At 71.6% G+C, this 16,817-nt stretch carries 13 protein-coding genes; 4 read left to right on the plus strand and 9 right to left on the minus strand.

From position 1 onward, the window contains the following. Window positions 1-79: 79 nt before the first annotated feature. The gene (locus OHA19_RS09860; protein WP_405717202.1) at window positions 80-481 is read right to left on the minus strand and encodes a RidA family protein; all 402 of its coding nucleotides are present in this window, start codon (window positions 479-481) and stop codon (window positions 80-82) included. Next, the gene (locus OHA19_RS09865; protein ID WP_405717199.1) at window positions 478-1,605 is read right to left on the minus strand and encodes an acyl-CoA dehydrogenase family protein; all 1,128 of its coding nucleotides are present in this window, start codon (window positions 1,603-1,605) and stop codon (window positions 478-480) included. Before OHA19_RS09865 ends, OHA19_RS09860 begins: the two co-directional genes overlap by 4 nt. A gap of 197 nt (window positions 1,606-1,802) precedes the next feature. Here OHA19_RS09865 and OHA19_RS09870 point away from each other — a divergent pair, with 197 nt between their 5' ends. The 3 genes from OHA19_RS09870 to OHA19_RS09880 are packed head-to-tail and all read left to right on the plus strand — an operon-like array spanning window position 1,803 to window position 4,704. After that, on the plus strand, window positions 1,803-3,407 hold the full coding sequence (locus tag OHA19_RS09870; RefSeq protein ID WP_405717197.1) for an AMP-binding protein: 1,605 nt from the start codon (window positions 1,803-1,805) through the stop codon (window positions 3,405-3,407). Window positions 3,408-3,454: 47 nt separating this feature from the next. Next, complete coding sequence (locus OHA19_RS09875) at window positions 3,455-4,276, plus strand: GNAT family N-acetyltransferase (protein ID WP_405749925.1); 822 nt, start codon at window positions 3,455-3,457, stop codon at window positions 4,274-4,276. Further along, window positions 4,273-4,704, plus strand: coding sequence for a hypothetical protein (locus OHA19_RS09880; protein ID WP_405749927.1), 432 nt, complete (start codon window positions 4,273-4,275; stop codon window positions 4,702-4,704). Before OHA19_RS09875 ends, OHA19_RS09880 begins: the two co-directional genes overlap by 4 nt. Here the strand turns inward: OHA19_RS09880 and OHA19_RS09885 are convergent. Further along, window positions 4,691-7,003: a bifunctional salicylyl-CoA 5-hydroxylase/oxidoreductase gene (locus tag OHA19_RS09885; RefSeq protein ID WP_405749928.1), complete on the minus strand. Its 2,313-nt coding sequence runs from the start codon at window positions 7,001-7,003 to the stop codon at window positions 4,691-4,693. The two genes, OHA19_RS09880 and OHA19_RS09885, sit on opposite strands and share 14 nt — an antisense overlap. A 4-nt stretch (window positions 7,004-7,007) precedes the next feature. Beyond that, entirely contained in the window at window positions 7,008-7,835 is an 828-nt protein-coding gene (locus OHA19_RS09890; protein WP_405717188.1) for an enoyl-CoA hydratase family protein, read from the minus strand. Between the two features lie 297 nt (window positions 7,836-8,132). Here OHA19_RS09890 and OHA19_RS09895 point away from each other — a divergent pair, with 297 nt between their 5' ends. Beyond that, on the plus strand, window positions 8,133-8,564 hold the full coding sequence (locus OHA19_RS09895) for an ATP-binding protein (RefSeq protein ID WP_405717185.1): 432 nt from the start codon (window positions 8,133-8,135) through the stop codon (window positions 8,562-8,564). A gap of 10 nt (window positions 8,565-8,574) precedes the next feature. Here OHA19_RS09895 and OHA19_RS09900 read toward each other — a convergent pair whose 3' ends face one another. The 5 genes from OHA19_RS09900 to OHA19_RS09920 form a co-directional block, all read right to left on the minus strand. Next, entirely contained in the window at window positions 8,575-10,017 is a 1,443-nt protein-coding gene (locus OHA19_RS09900) for an amino acid permease (protein WP_405717182.1), read from the minus strand. Window positions 10,018-10,191: 174 nt separating this feature from the next. After that, window positions 10,192-11,208 carry an ornithine carbamoyltransferase gene (gene argF / locus OHA19_RS09905; RefSeq protein WP_405749930.1) on the minus strand — a complete coding sequence of 339 codons (1,017 nt, stop codon included), beginning with the start codon at window positions 11,206-11,208 and terminating at the stop codon, window positions 10,192-10,194. 147 nt (window positions 11,209-11,355) lie between these two features. After that, entirely contained in the window at window positions 11,356-12,588 is a 1,233-nt protein-coding gene (locus tag OHA19_RS09910) for an arginine deiminase (protein WP_405717176.1), read from the minus strand. A gap of 112 nt (window positions 12,589-12,700) precedes the next feature. Continuing rightward, the gene (locus OHA19_RS09915) at window positions 12,701-15,265 is read right to left on the minus strand and encodes a polynucleotide kinase-phosphatase (protein ID WP_405749932.1); all 2,565 of its coding nucleotides are present in this window, start codon (window positions 15,263-15,265) and stop codon (window positions 12,701-12,703) included. Next, window positions 15,262-16,761 carry a 3' terminal RNA ribose 2'-O-methyltransferase Hen1 gene (locus OHA19_RS09920; RefSeq protein ID WP_405749933.1) on the minus strand — a complete coding sequence of 500 codons (1,500 nt, stop codon included), beginning with the start codon at window positions 16,759-16,761 and terminating at the stop codon, window positions 15,262-15,264. The genes OHA19_RS09915 and OHA19_RS09920 overlap by 4 nt, the downstream gene beginning before the upstream one ends. Window positions 16,762-16,817: the final 56 nt, after the last annotated feature.

Below are 16,817 nucleotides of genomic sequence, written 5' to 3' on the forward strand. Positions count from 1 at the left end.
TCGTCACTGATCCGCGCTGATGCGTGCTGATGCGCCGAATTGCCGTACGGGCCCGGGTCACCGGGCCCGTACGGTGCGTTCAGGGCAGTACCGCCACGCCGTCGATCTCGACCAGGGCCTGCTCGTCCCAGAGCCTGGCCACCCCGATGACCGCCATGGCCGGGAAGTCGCGGCCCGCCAGCCGCCGCCAGATCCGGCCCAGTTCGGCGGACCGTTCGCGGTAGTCGGCCACGTCGGTGGCGTACACGGTGACCCGGGCGAGGTCCGCCGGGGCGCCGCCCGCCGCGCGCAGGGCGGTGAGCAGATTGGCGAGCGCGGTGGCGAACTGCTCGGGCAGGCCGTCACCGACGATCTTGCCGCCCACGTCGAGGGCGGTCTGCCCCGCCAGGAAGACCAGTTGACTTCCGGTGGCCGTGACGGCGTGCGAGAAGCCGGTGGGCGGTGACAGGTCGACGGGGTTGATCCGGTGGACCGGACTCATACGGACGCCTCCCGGGTCGCGTACAGCTCCTTGGCGATGATCGTGCGCTGGACCTCGCTGGCGCCCTCGTAGATCCGCGGCGCACGGACCTCGCGGTAAAGGTGTTCGAGAAGATGGCCGCGGTGCAGGGCGCGGGCGCCGTGCAGCTGGACGGCGGTGTCGACGACGTACTGCGCGGTCTCGGTGGCGTACAGCTTCGCCATGGCGGCCCGGCCCGGCACTCCGGGCTCCCCCGCGTCGTACGCGGCGGCCGCAGCGAACACCAGGAGCCGGGCCGCCTCGGTCCGGGTGGCCATCTCGGCGACCTGATGGGAGACGGCCTGAAGGTCTTTCAGGGGGCCGCCGAACGCGGTGCGGAGGGCGGTGTGTTCCACGGTGGCGTCGAGTGCGGCGCGGGCCATGCCGACGGCGAACGCGCCGACACTGGGGCGGAAGAGGTTGAGGGTGTCCATGGCGACCCGGAAACCCCGGTCGGGTTCACCGAGTACGTCGTCGGCGGTGACCGGGACACCGTCGAAGGCCAGGGCGCCGATGGGGTGCGGCGAGAGCATGTCGAGGGCGGTGCCGGTCAGTCCGGGTCGGTCGGCGGGGACCAGGAACGCGGTGATGCCGCGGGAGCCCGCGCCCGGGGTCGTGCGGGCGAACACGGTGTAGAAGTCGGCCTCCGGCGCGTTGGAGATCCAGCGCTTCTCGCCGGTCAGCCGCCAGCCGCCGGGGGCGGGTTCGGCGCTCAGGGCCAGGGCCGCCGCGTCGGAGCCCGCGCCCGGTTCGCTCAGTGCGAAGGCGGCGACGGCGCGGCCCGCCCGCACCTCGGGGAGCCAGCGCTCGCGGTGGGCCGGGGTGCCCGACCGGAGCACTGGGTGGGTGCCCAGACCCTGGAGGGCCAGCGCGGTCTCGGCCTCGGTGCAGCCGCGGGCCAGTGACTCGCGGAGCAGGCAGAGGTCGAGGGCGCCCGAGCTCAGCAGCCGGTCGAGCAGGCCCGACTCGCCGAGTGCGGCGATCAGGGGGCGGTTGACGTGGCCCGGGTCGCCCTTCTCGGCGAGGGGCCGCAGTTGCCGCTCGGCAAGGGTTCTTAGCTCTTCACACCAGGCGGTCTGTGGCGGATCGAGTGAGAATGCCGTCATACGGGCACCTTTCGGGTCGCGTCTCGTCTTCCTGGTCTCTCGTTCCCGTTTTTCCCGTCCGTGTTCCTGCCCGTTTCCCCGTCCGTCCGATGTCCCGTCTCCCGTCCGCCCGTTTCCGTTCCACCCGGTCTATCGCGGACCGTTGACTACCGTCACCCAAACGATACGCTCCAGAGGCGACAAGGGGGCGAGCCGTCATGGACCCGAAGACCTCAGCGCACGTCGACACCTTCGCCAGGGAGCACCTGCCACCGCGGGACCAGTGGCCGGAACTGCTCTTCGGCCTTCCCGAGCTGCGATATCCGGACCGCCTCAACTGCGCGGCGGAACTGCTGGACCGTACGGCCGACCGCTTCGGCCCCGACCGCCCCGCCTTCCGCACGCCGGACGGCGTGGTCTGGAGCTACCGGGAGCTGCGGGAGCGGGTGGACCGGATCGCCCATGTCCTCACCTCCGACCTGGGGGTCGTGCCCGGCAACCGCGTCCTGCTGCGCGGCCCCACCACACCCCATCTGGCGGCCTGCTGGCTCGCGGTGCTGAAGGCCGGCGCGATCGCCGTCACGGTGCTGGACCGGCAGCGGTCGGCCGAGCTGTCCACCATGTGCTCCATCGCCCGGGTGAGTCACGCACTGTGCGACGCACGGGCGGTCGACGACCTGGTGAAGGCCGAGGTGCCGGGGCTGCGGATCACGGCGTACGGAGGTGACGCCCCGGACGATCTGCTGCGGCTGGCCGAGGCCAGGACCGGGCGGCCGTACGAGGCCGTGGTGACGGCGGCGGACGACGTCGCGCTGATCGCGTTCACCTCGGGCACCACGGGACGCCCGAAGGGCTGCATGCACTTCCACCGCGATGTGCTCGCCATCGCCGACACCTTCTCGGCCCATGTCCTGCGGCCCACTCCCGACGACGTGTTCGCGGGCAGCCCGCCGCTCGGCTTCACCTTCGGGCTCGGCGGTCTGGTGGTCTTCCCGCTGCGGGCCGGTGCCAGTGCCCTGCTGCTCGAACAGTCCGGCCCGGCACAGCTGCTGCCCGCGCTGGCCGCCCACCGCGTCTCGGTGCTGTTCACCGCACCGACCGCCTACCGCGTGATGCTCGACCACATGGACCACCACGATCTGAGCGCGCTGCGACGCTGCGTCTCGGCCGGGGAGAACCTCCCCGTCGCCACCTGGCGTTCGTGGCACGAGCGGACCGGGCTGCGCATCATCAACGGGATCGGCGCCACCGAGCTGCTGCACATCTTCATCTCGGCCGCCGACGAGACGATCCGCCCCGGCACCACCGGCATCCCCGTCCCCGGCTGGCAGGCCCGGGTAATGGACCGCGAGGGCCGCCCGGTGCCGGACGGGGAGCCCGGACTGCTCGCCGTACGCGGCCCGGTCGGCTGCCGCTATCTCGCCGACGAGCGCCAGCGGGACTATGTTGCGCACGGCTGGAACATCACCGGGGACACCTACGTGAGGGACCCGGACGGCTACTTCCGTTACGTGGCCCGCGCCGACGACATGATCATCTCCTCCGGCTACAACATCGCGGGCCCCGAGATCGAGGACGCCCTGCTGCACCACCCCTCGGTGGCCGAGGCGGCGGTGGTGGGCCGGGCGGACGAACTGCGCGGCCAGATCGTGGTGGCGTACGTGGTGCTGCGCGAGGGCGCCGAGACGGCGGCGGACGAACTGCGTGCGTACATGAAGACCGAACTGGCCCCGCACAAGTGCCCCCGCGTCATCGAGTTCCTGCCCGCCCTCCCCCGCACCGCCACCGGCAAGCTCCAGCGCTTCCGGCTGCGGGAGGGCTGACCGGAAATGCGGGTGCCGCGCTCCCCGCGCACCCGGCAGGATGAACCATGCCCTGGACCTTCACCGACGACGTCGACGTCTTCCTCGACGCGGCCGCCGCCTCGCTGGCCGCCCGGCCCGCCGAGAACACCCTGATCCTGACCGTCACCGAGACCCTGCGGCGGCGCGGCCCGCACGCCTACGGCGACGCCGCCCCGCTGCTCGGCTGGTGGCGCGGGGCGGACGGCGAGGTCGCGGGGACGCTGGTGCGGACCCCGCCGTACCCGCCCATGCTGGGGACCGTCGCCCCGGAGGCGGTCGGTCCGCTGGCCGCCGCGCTCCCGCTCACCCGGATCAACGCGGACCGGGCCGCCGCCGAGGCGATCGCCGCCGGCTGGCCCGGTCACCGGGTCGACCAGGAGCAGCGGCTCTACCGGCTGGCCACGCTGATCCCGCCCTCCCCCACCCCCTCGGGACGGCCCAGGGCCGCCGTCGTCGCCGACCGGGAGCTGCTGGTGCGCTGGCATCTCGCCTTCGCCGAGCAGATCGGCCAGCCCGGCATCCATGCCGAGCGGGTGGTGGACGAGCGCACGGCGAACGGCGGGCTGATGCTCTGGGAGGACGACGGCGTCCCGGTGTCGATGGCGGGGATCTCGCCACGGGTCGCGGGCACGGTCCGCGTCGCCGCGGTCTACACCCCGCCGGAGAACCGCGGCCGTGGCTACGCGGCCGCCGTGGCGGCGGAGATCAGCCGGGCGGCGAGGGAGGCCGGCGCGCGGGACGTGCTGCTCTTCACCGACCTGGCGAACCCCACCAGCAACGGCGTGTACCGGCGCATCGGCTACCGGGCGGTCTCGGACCGGCTGCTGATCAGTGCGGTGGAGCGGTGAGCGGGCCGCCCGCGCCGGTCTGGCTGGTCGCCGCGAACGTGGTGCTGTGGCGGCGGTACGGGGATCTCGGCCAGGAGCTCCGTCCGGGCACGAAGGCGTACCGGGGCGGGGCGAGGGTGTACGTCGTCGACACCTATCCGGGGATGGGGCACCAGCAGCTGACCACGGTGGGGCACGGGCGGCACAACGGCCACTGGATCACCATCGACACGGGGACCCGCCATCTGCGCACCTTCCGGCCGCAGTTGGTGTACGCCCCGGCCGTGCTGAAGCGTTGCGGCGGACGGGGGTCCGGTACGCGGGAGGAGGCCGAGGAGCTGGCCGCGCTGCTGGAGCGCATCGCCCGCGAGGAGCGGCACGCGCACCACGCGGCCCCGCACCCTCAGGGGTGTCTGTGCCACGAGTGCCTGACCGTCACTCCAGGGTGAGCCGCGGCTTCGGTGCGTCCGTGCGGCCCGTCGGCGGGGTGCGGCTGCCCGCGCGGTACGGGAGCGGCCAGGGCGCGCCCGGTCCTTCGTAGCCCTGCTCGGCCGCCGCGTGCAGCGTCCACTGCGGGTCGTAGAGGTGGGGGCGGGCCAGGGCACAGAGGTCGGCCCGGCCCGCGAGCAGCAGGGAGTTGACGTCGTCCCAGGAGGAGATCGCACCCACCGCGATGACGGGCACGCACAGGGTGTTGCGGATCCGGTCGGCGTACGGGGTCTGGTAGGAGCGGCCGTACTCGGGGTGCTCGTCGGGGACGACCTGGCCGGTGGAGACGTCGATGGCGTCGGCCCCGTGGGCGACGAAGGCGCGGGCGATCTCGACGGCGTCCTCGGCCGTGGTGCCGCCCTCGGCCCAGTCGGTGGCGGAGATCCGGACGGTCATGGGCCGGTCGTCGGGCCAGTCGGCGCGGATCGTGTCGAAGACTTCCAGGGGGAAGCGGAGCCGGTTGCGCAGGGAGCCGCCGTACTCGTCGGTGCGGTGGTTGGTGAGCGGTGAGAGGAAGCCGGAGAGCAGGTATCCGTGGGCGCAGTGCAGTTCGAGCAGGTCGAAGCCGCAGTGGTCGGCGCGCCGGGCCGCCGCCGCGAACTGGTCGCGCACGGCAACGAGTCCGGCCCGGTCCAGGGCGTGCGGGACCTGGTTGACGCCGGCCGCGTAAGGGATCGGGGAGGCCGCGGCGAGCGGCCAGTTGCCGTGGTCGAGGGGCTGGTCGATGCCTTCCCACATCAGTCTGGTGGAGCCCTTGCGTCCGGAGTGGCCGAGCTGCACGCCGATGGCCGCGCCGGGCGCGCTCGCATGGACGAAGCCGGTGATCCGGGTCCAGGCGGCGGCCTGTTCGGGGGTGTAGAGCCCGGTGCAGCCGGGGGTGATGCGGCCCTCGGCGCTGACGCACACCATCTCCGTCATGACCAGTCCGGCGCCGCCGAGCGCGCGTGCGCCCAGGTGGACGAGGTGGAAATCGCCGGGGACGCCGTCGACGGCCGAGTACATGTCCATGGGTGAGACGACGACACGGTTGCGGAGTTCGAGGCCGCGCAGCCGCAGCGGGGTGAACATCGGCGGGACGCCCGGGGCGCAGCCGAACTCCGTCTCGACGGCGGCGGTGAAGGAGGCGTCGCGCAGCGAGAGGTTGTCGTGGGTGACGCGGCGGCTGCGGGTGAGGAGGTTGAAGGCGAACTGGCGGGGCGGCTGGTCGACGTAGGTGCCCAGCTCCTCGAACCAGCGCAGGCTGGCCGCGGCGGCCCGCTGGGTCGATTCCACGACCGGTCGGCGCTCCGCCTCGTATGCGGACAGTGCGCGCGGCAGGTCGGTCTGTTCCTCGATGCAGGCGACGAGGGCGAGGGCGTCCTCGACGGCGAGCTTGGTGCCGGAGCCGATGGAGAAGTGCGCGGTGTGGGCGGCGTCGCCGATGAGGACCGTGTTGCCGTGCGACCAGTGGGCGTTGACGACGGTGCGGAAGGCGGTCCAGGAGGAACTGTTGGAGCGCAGCGGCCGGCCGCCGAGCGCCTCGGTGAAGATCTTGGCGCAGCGCAGCGTGGAGTGCTCGACCTCGCAGGTGTCGAATCCGGCGGCCCGCCAGACCTCCTCGCGCATCTCGACGACGACGGTGGAGGCGTCGGCCGAGAAGGGGTAGCCGTGGAGCTGCATCACCCCGTGGGCGGTCTCGGCGGTCTCGAAGCGGAAGGCGTCGAGGGCGAAGTCGGCGGCGAGCCAGATGTAGCGGCAGCGGTGGGTGGTGAGGCGGGGGGCGAAGGTGCCGGCGTGGGCGGCGCGGGTGAGGCTGTGCACCCCGTCGGCGGCGATCACCAGGTCGTGGGTGGTGGCCAGCTCGGCGGCCGGCGGTGCCTCGGTGCCGAAGCGGAGGTGTACACCGAGGGAAGCGCAGCGCTCGTGCAGTATCCGCAGCAGCCTGCGTCTGCCCAGCGCGGCGAAGCCGTGGCCGCCGGACGTCTGGGTGACGCCCCGGTGGACGATGTCGATGTCGTCCCACCGTACGAATTCGGCCTGGAGGGCCCGGTACACGGCGGGGTCGGCGTGTTCGATGCCGCCGAGGGTCTCGTCGGAGAGGACGACGCCGAAGCCGAAGGTGTCCTCGGGGGCATTGCGCTCCCAGACGGTGATGTCGCGTTCCGGGTCGAGCCGCTTGAGCAGGGCCGCGGCGTAGAGCCCGCCGGGCCCGCCGCCGATGACCGCGATGCGCCGCACGCCGGTCCGGGTCGCGCCGGCCGGAGCCTCTTCGGACGGCATCGCGCTACCTGCCCCGCCACTTCGGGGGCCGCTTCTCGGTGAAGGCGGCATGGAATTCCGCGTAGTCGTCGCCGTGCATCAGCAGGGCCTGGGTGGCGGCGTCCATCTCGATGGCGGCGGCGAGCGGCATGTCGAGCTCGGCGGTGAGCAGTGCCTTGGTCTGGGCGAGGGCGAGGGCGGGTCCGTCGGCGAGGCGGCGGGCGAGCGCCGCCGCGCGCACGTCGGCCTGGCCCTCGTCGGTCAGCTCGCTGATCAGCCCGATCCGTTCCGCTTCGGGTGCCCGGACCGGTTCGCCGAGCATCAGCAGCCGGGTGGCGTGGCCGAGGCCGACGACGCGTGGCAGCAGGTAGGCGGCGCCCATGTCGCCGCCGGAGAGGCCGACCCTGGTGAACAGGAAGGCGAAACGGGCCGACGGATCGGCGACCCGGAAGTCGGCGGCCAGCGCCAGGACGGCCCCCGCGCCCGCCGCCACCCCGTGTACGGCGGCGATGACGGGGAAGGGGGTCTCTCGGAGGGCCCGCACCACCTGCCCGGTCATGCGGTTGAAATCGAGGAGCTGGGCGGTGTCCATGGCGAGTGTCGCGCCGATGATGTCGTCGACGTCTCCGCCGGAGCAGAATCCGCGGCCCTCCCCCGCGAGTACCAGAGCGCGCACGCTGCGTTCGCGGGACAGTTCGGCGAGCAGATCGCGCAGGTCGGCATAGGCGCCGAAGGTGAGCGCGTTGAGTTTCTCGGGCCGGGCGAGCGTGACGGTGGCAACCCCGTCGTCCGTCGTCAGCCGCAGATGGCGCCAGTCGTCCGTGTGCGGGGCGGAGCTGGGAAACGGGCTCATGGAGGGGGCTCCCCTTCAGCCGTCGGGCCGCTACCTGCCCTCGAACTTATCACTCGTACGTGACTTCCGTCACGAGCACGCGATACGCGGAGCGTGAGGACGCAGTGGCCAACGTCCCTTTCATACCGGTCGACAGGCCCTTGTCTGTGTCGTTGCGGTTCGTAAGGTTGAAACCGAGAAGTCTTGACCGCCAGAGAGTCCGCCCCCGCGGACCGCCGGAGAGTCCGCGCACCTGCGGGCCGCCGGAGAGTCCGCACCCGTGAACCCGCACACCCACCCCGGAACGGAAACCATGCCGTGCCCCCCGATGTCCCCCGCCCCGCCTCCTGGCGGATCACCCTGCCGCATTCGACGGCGGCCGTACCGATTGCCCGCGCCCTGATCCGTACCGCACTCGCGGACATCGACGCCCCGGCCGACAGCGACACCGCCGAACTCCTCACCGCGGAGCTGGTCGCCAACGCGGTCGAGCACACCCGGAGCGACGAGCCCATCGAGCTGGTGGTGGAGCTCCTGCCGACCGGCTGCCAGGTCGAGGTCCACGACCGCGACCCCACCCCGCCGGGCGGCCTGTCCTTTCCCCGGCCCGGCAGCGAGCCGGACCCCTGGCAGGAACACGGCCGGGGTCTGCTGCTGATCCGTACCCTCAGCTCGTCCTGCGGTCATCGCACGACGGAGCACGGCAAGGCGGTGTGGTTCACCCTGCCGTCCCTCACGCCGCAGAGCTGAACGGCCCGCCTCAGCCGGTCGCCGCGGCGCCGGCCAGCCGCGAGCGGCCGCGGCCGTAAAAGGTGTACACCGCCGAGCCGACGGCCAGGAAGACCGCGAACTGGACCCAGGTCGCCCAGCCCGTCCCGTACATCAGATAGAGGCAGAAACCGACGCCCAGGAGCGGGCTCAGCGGATAGAGCGGCACCCGGAACGAGCCCTTCACCTCCGGGTTGCGCCGCCGCAGCACGATCACCGCGAGGTTCACCGCGACCATGGTGGCCAGTGCGCCGATGGTCGTCAGGTTCACCACCACGTCGAGCGACGAGAAGGCCGCCGGGACCGCGAAGACGACCGCCACGATCCAGGTGTTGGCGACCGGCGTCGATGTGCGCGGCGAGACCCGCTCGAAGACCCGCGGGATCAGTCCGTCCCGCGACATCGACATCAGGATGCGGGTCTGCCCGTACATCACCGCGAGCACGACCGACGCGATCGCGACGACCGCGCCGAAGGCGATGATTCCGCCGCCGACGGTCGAGTCGGTGACCTGGTCGACGACGATCGAGAGCGCCGCGGGCCGGTCGGCCACGGCCTTCGGCCCCAGCGCGCCGATGGCGGCGAGCGCGACGGCGCAGTAGAGCAGGGTGACCAGACCGATGCAGACCATGATCGCGATCGGGATGTTCCGCCGCGGATTCCTGACCTCCTCGCCCGCGGTGGTGATGGCGTCGAAGCCGATGTACGAGAAGAACGCCAGCGACGCGCCTGCCGTGACCCCGCCCGCGCCGTGGGTGAAGAACGGCGTGAGGTTGCCGCGCTCGAAGGCCGTGAAGGCGATGACGCAGAACAGGGCCAGGATGGTGATCTTGAGGACCGCCATCGCGGCGGTGGCCCCGGCGCTCTCCCGGACTCCGCGCGCCAGCAGTGTCGCGGCCATCATGACCACCAGGACGGCGGGCAGATTGATCACGCCGCCGTCACCGGGGCCCGCCGAGAGGGCGGCCGGCAGCTGCGTGCCGAACAGGCTGTCCAGCAGCTCGTTGACGTACTGGCTCCAGCCGACGGCGACCGCGGAGACCGAGACGCCGTACTCCAGCAGCAGACACCAGCCGACGAGGAACGCGACGCGTTCGCCGAGGGTCGCGTAGGCGAAGGAGTAGGAGCTGCCGGAGACCGGGATGGCGCTGCCCAGCTCGGCGAAGGAGAACGCGGTGAAGATGCAGGTGATCGCGGCCAGCACGAAGGAGAGCACGACCGCGGGCCCCGCTTCGGCGACGGAGTCGGAGAGGCCGACGAAGATGCCGGTCCCGACGACGGCGCCGACACCGAAGCACACCAGCTGGAAGAGCCCCATGGTGCGCTTGAGGCCGTGCCCCTCCAGGTCGGCGCCGGACTCGGCGATCAGCTGGTGGGGATTCTTGACGCGCGACCCTGACAGTTGCGGGGGCCTCGGTGGGCGCAGCGGACTCACGGGGATGGTCTCTTCTCTGGTGGAGCATGTGGGGGTGCGCGTCCGGGGCTGTGGGGGCTCCGGCGACACACAGAAAAGTGGGGTTCGAGCGTGCGAGCCCGAACCCCACCAAGAGGCAACATATTAGTCACCTCCGTGCATGTTCACCCAATCGGGCGCATGATCATGCAGCGATCAGCCGTTGACCGCCGGGCCCGCCAGGGTCGCCACCAGAACGGCCTTGATCGTGTGCATCCGGTTCTCCGCCTCGTCGAAGACGACCGAGTGCGCGGACTCGAAGACCTCGTCGGTGACCTCCAGCTCCGCCAGCCCGTGATCGGCCTCGATCTGCCGCCCGATCCCGGTGCCGAGGTCGTGGTAGGCCGGGAGGCAGTGCAGGAACTTCACGTCGGCGTTGCCGGTGGCGCGGAGCACGTCCATGGTCACGCTGTACGGCGCCAGGGCCTCGATGCGCTCGGCCCAGACCTCCTTGGGCTCACCCATGGAGACCCAGACGTCGGTGGCGACGAAGTCGGCGCCCTTGACGCCTTCGGCGATGTCCTCGGTGAGGGTGACGGTCGCACCGCTCGCGCCGGCCAGCCGGTGGGCCTCGGCGACGATCTCCTCGGCGGGCCAGTACGCCTTCGGCGCGACGATCCGGACGTCCATGCCCAGCAGTGCGCCGGTGACCAGGTAGGAGTTGCCCATGTTGAACCGGGCGTCGCCGAGGTAGGCGAAGGCGATCCGCTCCAGCGGCTTGTCGCTGTGCTCGGTCATGGTGAGGACGTCGGCGAGCATCTGGGTCGGGTGCCAGTCGTCGGTGAGCCCGTTGAAGACCGGCACGCCACCGTGGGCGGCCAGTTCCTCCACGGCCGCCTGGCTGTCACCGCGGTACTCGATGCCGTCGAACATCCGGCCGAGGACGCGAGCCGTGTCCTTCACCGACTCCTTGTGCCCCAGCTGGGAGCCGGAGGGGTCCAGATATGTCGTGGAGGCCCCCTGGTCGGCAGCGGCCACCTCGAAGGCACAGCGGGTGCGGGTCGAGGTCTTCTCGAAGATCAGCGCGATGTTCCTGCCGCGCAGCCACTGCGCCTCGGTCCCCGACTTCTTGGCGCTCTTGAGCTCGGCCGCGAGCTCGATCAGGCCGCGGAACTCCTCGGCCGTGAAGTCCAGCTCCTTGAGGAAGTGGCGGCCTGTGAGGTCTATGGCCATGGGACAGCTCCTGGGTCGGGCGAGGGTCGCGCGTACGGTAACTCTGGAAGTCTATACGACGCTCTGCATCGCTATACGGAGCCCGCCGCGGCCCTGTGCCCGGTCCCGTCCCCAGGGGCCTGCCCGGCCCGACCCGCCGGACCGGCCCTACACCGGATCGCGCACCACCGGACAGCTCATGCAACGGGGGCCGCCCCGGCCCCGGCCGAGTTCGCTGCCGCGGATCTCGATGACCTCGATGCCCTCCTTGCGCAGAAAGGTGTTGGTGGTGGCGTTGCGCTCGTACGCGACGACGACACCCGGCTCGACGGCCAGCACGTTGCAGCCGTCGTCCCACTGCTCGCGCTCGGCGGCGTGCACGTCCTGGGTGGCGGTGAGGACCCGGACCGAGTCCAGCCCCAGGGCGTGCGCGATCGCCTGGTGCATGTGCTCGGGCGGATGGTCGGTGACCTTCAGGTCCCGCGGCCCCGCGCCGGGCTCGATGGTGTACGAGCGGAGCATGCCCAGGCCGGCGTACTTGGTGAAGGTGTCGCCGTCGACCATCGTCATCACCGTGTCGAGGTGCATGAACGCGCGGCGCTTGGGCATGTCGAGCGCCACGATCGTGTGGGCCGAGCCGGCGTCGAACAGCCCGCGGGCCAGCATCTCCACCGCCTGCGGGGTGGTGCGTTCGCTCATCCCGATGAGGACGGCGCCGTGGCCGATGACCAGGACGTCGCCGCCCTCGATGGTGGACGGGTAGTCGTCCTGCCCCTGGGACCAGTGGTGGAAGGCACCCGCTTCGGGCCCGGTGAAGAGGGGGTGGTGGCGGTAGATCGCCTCGAAGTGGACGGTCTCGCGCTGCCGGGCCGGCCAGCGCATCGCGTTGATCGACACCCCGTCGTATATCCAGGCCGAGGTGTCCCGCGTGAAGAGGTGGTTCGGCAGCGGGTCCAGCAGGAAGTCGTCCAGGTCCATCACGTGGAAGCGGACGGAGGTCGGCTCGCCGTGCCCCGTCAGGAACTCCCGCTTGGTCATGCCGCCGACGAGTGCGTCGGCCAGCTCGGCACTGGGCAACTCCTCGAACGCGGCCCGCAGGTGCTCGGTGGCGAGCGGTCCGTACTCCTTCTCCTCGAAGACCCGGTCCAGGACGAGCCGTCTGGCCACCGGGATGTCCAGCGACTCGCGGAGCAGGTCACCGAAGAGGTGCACCTCCACGCCGCGGTCGCGCAGCACGTCCGCGAAGCCGTCGTGCTCCTGGCGGGCCCGGCGCACCCAGAGCACGTCATCGAAGAGGAGCGCGTCCTTGTTGCTGGGGGTGAGCCGCTTCAGTTCCAGATCGGGGCGGTGCAGGATGACGCGGCGCAGCCGCCCGGCCTCGGAGTCGACATGGAATCCCATGCCTCCATCCTCACCGTGCGCGGGCCCGTGAACCCTGCGAATCGCCAGTGGGTTCTCCGTCGACCTCTCCGGAAAACCCACCGGCGACACCACGCCGCCTTCGCGCCTCGGTTCAGAGCCGCGGGTCGACCGGCTCGGACTCCAGGGCCAGCACCGCGAACACCGCCTCGTGGACCCGCCACAGCGGCTCCCCGTCGGCCAGCCGGTCCAGCGCTTCGAGCCCCAGCGCGTACTCCCTCAGCGCCAGCGAGCGCTTGTGCCCGAGGAACCGTCCGCGCAGCCGCTCCAGATTCTCCGGGCGGGTGTACTCGGGCCCGTAGATGATCCGGAGGTACTCCCGGCCGCGCACCTTGATGCCCGGCTGGACCAGCCTGCCCTTGCCGTCCCGTACCTGCGCGGCGAGCGGCTTGACGACCATGCCTTCGCCGCCGCGTCCGGTCATCTCCAGCCACCAGTCGACACCGGCGCGCACCGATGCCTCGTCCCCGGTGGCGACGACGAGCCGACGGGTGACCTGGAGCAGCCCGGTCGGGTCGTGCTCGACCAGCCGGTCGAGCCAGGCCAGCTGCTCGTCGTGCGGTACGGAGGCCAGCGAGCGGCCCTGGACGGCGAGGATCTGGAACGGCGCGAGCCGCACCCCGTCCAGGCCCTGGGTGGACCAGCAGTACCGGCGGTACGCCTCGGTGAACGCGGCGGCGTCCTCGGCCCGCCCCTGCTGGCGCTCCGCGAGCGGACCGACGTCCACCCCTCGGGCGGCCGCCGCCGCGAGGGCCGCGTTGGCCTCCGGGAGGACGGCGCCGGACGCGGCGCCGACGGCGGCGTACTGCGAGCGCAGCAGCCCGGCCGCCTTGAGGGACCAGGGCATCAGCTCGGCGTCGAACAGCACCCAGTCGGTGCCCCACTCCTCCCAGAGTCCGGCGGCTGTGACGGCGGCGCGCAGCCTGCCGAGGATCACCTCGGTGAGTGCGGCGTCGTCGAGGAACGGCCGTCCGGTACGGGTGTACAGCGCCCCGGTCGGACCGCCCTCCGTACCGGGGGCGCCACCGACGCCGAACCGCTCACGGGCGGCGGCCTCGTCACGGCAGACCAGGGCGACCGCACGCGAGCCCATGTGCTTCTCCTCGCACACCACCTCGGCGACGCCGTCCGCCCGGTACTGCGCGAAGGCCTCGGCCGGGTGCTCCAGATATCCGTCCTCGTGCGAGGTGGCGGTGGGCGCCATGGTCGGCGGGAGGTATCCGAGCAGCTGGGGATCGACGGCGAACCGGCTCATGACTTCGAGCGCGGCGGCGGCGTTCTCCTCACGGACCGCGATGCGGCCCATGTGCCGGGTCTCGACGATCCGCCGGCCCTGCACATCGGCAAGGTCGAGCGGCCGTCCCTCCCGGCCACCGGGTGCCTCGGTGGCCAGCGGCTTGGCCGGCTCGTACCAGACCTGCTCGGCCGGCACGTCGACGAGCTCGCGCTCCGGCCAGCGCAGCGCGGTCATCTTCCCGCCGAAGACCGCCCCGGTGTCCAGGCAGATGGTGTTGTTGACCCAGGAGGTGTTGGGCACCGGGGTGTGTCCGTAGACCACGGCGGCACTGCCGCGGTACTCCTCCGCCCAGGGGTAGCGCACGGGCAGGCCGAACTCGTCGGTCTCGCCGGTGGTGTCCCCGTACAGGGCGTGCGAGCGGACCCGTCCGGAGGTGCGGCCGTGGTACTTCTCGGGCAGCCCGGCGTGACAGACGACGAGCTTGCCGTCGTCGAGCACGTAGTGGCTGACGAGCCCGTCGATGAACTCCCGCACCTGCTCGCGGAAGGCCGGGTCCTTCTCGTCCTCCCGGTCCAGCTGCTCGATGGTCTCGGCGAGTCCATGGGTGTGCTGGACGTTGCGGCCCTTGAGGTAACGGCCGAGCTTGTTCTCGTGGTTGCCCGGTACGCACAGGGCGTTGCCCGCCGACACCATGGCCATGACGCGGCGCAGCACTCCGGGGCTGTCGGGGCCGCGGTCGACGAGGTCGCCGACGAAGACCGCCGTACGCCCTTCGGGGTGCGCGCCGTCGACGTAGCCGAGCTTGCCGAGCAGGGACTCCAGCTCGGAGCTGCAGCCGTGGATGTCGCCGATGATGTCGAAGGGGCCGGTGAGGTGGCGCAGGTCGTTGTAGCGGCGCTCCAGCACCACTTCGGCGTGGTCCGCCTCTTCCTCGGTGCGCAGGATGTGCACCTTGCGGAAGCCCTCGCGCTCCAGGCCCCGCAGCGAACGGCGCAGTTCGCGACGGTGGCGCTGGATGACGTGGCGCGGCATGTCGGCGCGGTCGGGGCGGGCCGCGTTGCGCGCGATACAGACCTCTTCCGGCAGGTCGAGGACGATCGCGATGGGCAGCACGTCATGGCTCCTGGCCAGCTGGACCAGTTGCTTGCGGCTCTCGGACTGGACGCTGGTGGCGTCCACGACGGTCAGCCGCCCGGCTTCCAGCCGCTTGCCCACGATGTAGTGCAGTACGTCGAAGGCGTCGCGACTGGCGCTCTGGTCGTTCTCGTCGTCGGCGACCAGGCCCCGGCAGAAGTCCGAGGAGACGATCTGAGTGGGCTTGAAGTGCCTGCGGGCGAAGGTGGACTTGCCGGAGCCGCTGGCCCCGATGAGGACCACGAGGGAGAGGTCGGTCACCGGCAGGGTGCGTGCGGTACTGGTCATGCGGCATTCGCCTCCTTCTCGGTCCGGTTCCCGCTCTGCTTCGCGGTCTCGTCGGCCGAGGTCATCGTGAACACGGCCATCTGTGTGGGCGGCCCCACCTCGGGGTCGTCCGTCCCCACGGGGACGAAGTCGACCCCGTATCCGTGCCGCTGCGCCACATCCCTGGCCCAGCCGCGGAATTCGGCCCTGGTCCATTCGAACCGGTGGTCGCCGTGGCGCACATGCCCGGCGGGAAGGGTCTCCCACCGGACGTTGTACTCGACGTTCGGCGTCGTCACGAGCACGGTCCGCGGACGGGCCGAACCGAACACGGCGTACTCCAGCGCGGGCAGCCGCGGCAGGTCAAGGTGTTCGACGACCTCGCTGAGCACGGCCGCGTCATACCCCTTGAGCCGCTTGTCGGTGTAGGTCAGCGAGCCCTGCCGGAGTGTGACCCGGGCGGCCTGCCGCTCTCCCATCCGGTCCAGCTTCAGCCGTCGTGAGGCGATGGTGAGGGCGCGCATGGAGACGTCGACGCCGACGATCTCGGTGAAGGCCACGTCCTTGAGGAGTGCCTGCACCAACTGGCCCTGGCCGCAGCCCAGGTCGAGGACCCGGCTCGCGCCGGCGGTTCGCAGCGCTTCGAGGATGGCGGCGCGCCGCTGCTCGGCGAGCGGTACCGGCTTCTCCTCGGTGTCGGTCGTCTCGTCCACGGCGTTGTCGATGCTCTCGACCTCGAGGTCGTCCGACTCCGCGAGCCGCACCAGTTCGAGCTGCTGCATCGCCTGCCGGGTCAGCCCCCAGCGCCGGGACAGATAGCGGCTGGTGATCAGCTTCTGCTCGGGGTGGGCGGCGAGCCAGCCCTCACCCGCCCGCAACAGCTTGTCCACCTCGTCCGGGGCGACCCAGTAGTGCTTGGCGTCGTCCAGCACCGGCAGCAGCACGTACAGCTGGCGCAACGCGTCCGCCAGCCGCAGCTCGCCTTCGAGCACCAGCCGTACGTACCTGGAGTCCCCCCACTCCGGGAACTGCTCGTCCAGCGGTACGGCCACGGCGTCCACGCTCGTCCAGCCGAGCGGCCCGAAGAGCTTGCGCACCAGCTCCGCACCGCCACGAGCCGGCAGTGCGGGCACCTCGATCCGCAGCGGCATCGGCGCCTGCGCGCGCTCGGGCAGTGCCCGGCACACGCCGTTCAGCGCGGACTTGAAGACCGCGCTCATGGCGACGGACAGCAGCGAGGAGGCCGCGTACGGGCGGTCGTTGACGTACTGCGCGAGCGCCGCGTCGGGAGCGCCGCCCCGGCCCTTGCCCTTGCCGCGGCGCACCAGCGCCACGGGGTCAACCTCCAGCAGGAGCGCCGCGGTGCAGCGCTCGGCGGATGCCTCGGGGTAGAAGACATGCGCGGTGCCGTGGGAGGTGGAGAACGTCTGCGCCTTCTCGGGGTGCTTGTGCAGCAGAAAGCCGAGGTCGGTCGCTGGACGTTCCGGGTCGCCGGTCGTACTGATTGTCAGGAACACACGTCCGAGTATGGTCCGCTCCACTTGCCCCCCACCAGGTATTTTCACGTGTCCCG

It is taken from the genome of Streptomyces sp. NBC_00012 (assembly GCF_045040875.1).
Classification (GTDB): domain Bacteria; phylum Actinomycetota; class Actinomycetes; order Streptomycetales; family Streptomycetaceae; genus Streptomyces.

Coding starts and splice junctions, on each gene's coding strand:
- OHA19_RS09860 (WP_405717202.1), bottom strand. CDS start 481: ATGAGTCCGGTCCACCGGATCAACCCCGTCGACCTGTCACCGCCCACC.
- OHA19_RS09865 (WP_405717199.1), bottom strand. CDS start 1,605: ATGACGGCATTCTCACTCGATCCGCCACAGACCGCCTGGTGTGAAGAG.
- OHA19_RS09870 (WP_405717197.1), top strand. CDS start 1,803: ATGGACCCGAAGACCTCAGCGCACGTCGACACCTTCGCCAGGGAGCAC.
- OHA19_RS09875 (WP_405749925.1), top strand. CDS start 3,455: ATGCCCTGGACCTTCACCGACGACGTCGACGTCTTCCTCGACGCGGCC.
- OHA19_RS09885 (WP_405749928.1), bottom strand. CDS start 7,003: ATGCCGTCCGAAGAGGCTCCGGCCGGCGCGACCCGGACCGGCGTGCGG.
- OHA19_RS09890 (WP_405717188.1), bottom strand. CDS start 7,835: ATGAGCCCGTTTCCCAGCTCCGCCCCGCACACGGACGACTGGCGCCAT.
- argF (WP_405749930.1), bottom strand. CDS start 11,208: ATGGCCATAGACCTCACAGGCCGCCACTTCCTCAAGGAGCTGGACTTC.
- OHA19_RS09910 (WP_405717176.1), bottom strand. CDS start 12,588: ATGGGATTCCATGTCGACTCCGAGGCCGGGCGGCTGCGCCGCGTCATC.
- OHA19_RS09915 (WP_405749932.1), bottom strand. CDS start 15,265: ATGACCAGTACCGCACGCACCCTGCCGGTGACCGACCTCTCCCTCGTG.